The sequence below is a fragment of the Micromonospora rosaria genome, assembly GCF_001567585.1.
Classification (GTDB): Bacteria; Actinomycetota; Actinomycetes; order Mycobacteriales; family Micromonosporaceae; genus Micromonospora; species Micromonospora rosaria.
This window is the reverse complement of sequence record NZ_LRQV01000298.1, coordinates 1-1,489: the sequence shown is the minus strand read 5'-3', so window position 1 is coordinate 1,489 and position 1,489 is coordinate 1. Positions and strand designations below refer to the sequence as shown.

Here is a 1,489-nt window from a genome sequence, read left to right as displayed (position 1 = left end):
TAGTAGTGCTTTGTTAGGTTGTTGTGGCGTGTCGCTTGTTTGAGCGTCGTGGTGGTGTTTGGCTGCCGCGGTGGATGAGCGGGATCTCGTTCGGGTGCGGGCGCGGTTGGAGGACTTCGGGGCCGGGATCTTCGCGGGGTTGCGGCGGTCGGATCAGCGGGCGACGGGTCTGCGGTATCTGCGTGGGCTGATGCTGGACGGCCGGCGTAAGTCGATGCAGCCGATGGCTGAACGGCTCGGGGTCGATCACCAGCAGTTGCAGCAGTTCCTGACCTCCTCCACCTGGGACGTCGCCGGTGTGCGGCGACGGGCGGCGGCGGCCGCGATCGACCTGGTGACGCCTCAGGTGTGGGTGGTGGACGACACCGGGTTTCCCAAGGACGGCAAGGCGTCTGCGTGCGTGGCCCGGCAGTACTCCGGCACCCTTGGGAAGGTCGCCAACTGCCAGATCGCTGTCAGCGTCCACGCGGCGACCGACGCCGCGTCGGCGGTGCTGAACTGGCGGCTGTTCGTGCCGGAGTCCTGGGACGACACCTGCGTGGCCGGCTCGGACGGCAAACCGGCCAACGTCCATGCCCGCAGGCTGCGTCAGCAGCCGGTCACCCGCGATGCGGCCGGGGCGAAGAAACCACACACCCGTGTGCAGGTGCCGCCCGCCGAGCAGATCGCCCAGATCCGCCGGCGGCGGGCGGCGTCGAAGGTCCCCGACACCGAGCGGTACCGGCCGAAGTGGCTGATGGCCCTGGAGATGCTCGACGAACTGGCCGAATGGGGGCTGCGCCCGCCGCTGTTGACCGCCGACGCCGGCTACGGCCAGGTCGCCGAGTTCCGTCAGGGCCTGACCGAACGCGGCATTGCCTACATCGTGGCGACCACGTCGTCGACCACCGCCCAACCCGGTGACGCCCAACCCGTCGAGGTGCCCTACGCCGGCGTCGGCAAGTACCCCACACCGAAGTACCCACAGCCGGCCCGCAGCCTGAAGGACCTCGCCCTCACCCACGGCGCCGACACAGCGCGTCTGGTGCGCTGGCGTGCCCGGCTACCCGCAGCCGCCCGCACCCCGGACCAGCGTGTCGGTGAGCTGTCCGGGCACTTCTTCGCCCTGCGCGTGCGTCCCGCCGGCCGGGTGATCCGACGCGGCCCCCACCGCGGCGACGACGGCGTCCTGCCCGAATGCTGGCTGCTCGTGCAGTGGCCCCCCGGACAGGACGAACCCAGCGACTACTGGCTGTCCGACCTGCCCACCGACACGCCCTTGGCCGAGCTGGTCCGCCTGGCCAAGAGCCGCTGGCGCGTCGAGCACGACTACCGCGAACTCAAAACCGCCCTCGGACTCGACCACTTCGAAGGCCGCTCCTGGATCGGCTGGCACCGCCACGTCACCCTCACCGCAGCAGCCCAACTGTTCCTCACCCAACTACGGCTGACACGCCCAAAAGCAGCGGGGCAGACCTGAGCCTCTACGCCGTTACTGCGGCAACTGCAG

At 69.9% G+C, this 1,489-nt stretch carries 1 protein-coding gene; it reads left to right on the top strand.

What is annotated here, in order from left to right; all coding sequences use genetic code 11:
* The first annotated feature begins 70 nt into the window (after positions 1–70).
* A complete protein-coding gene (locus AWW66_RS32165) occupies positions 71–1,459 on the top strand; it encodes an IS701 family transposase (protein WP_067374598.1) in 1,389 nt (462 codons plus the stop codon).
* The last annotated feature ends 30 nt before the right edge of the window (positions 1,460–1,489 follow it).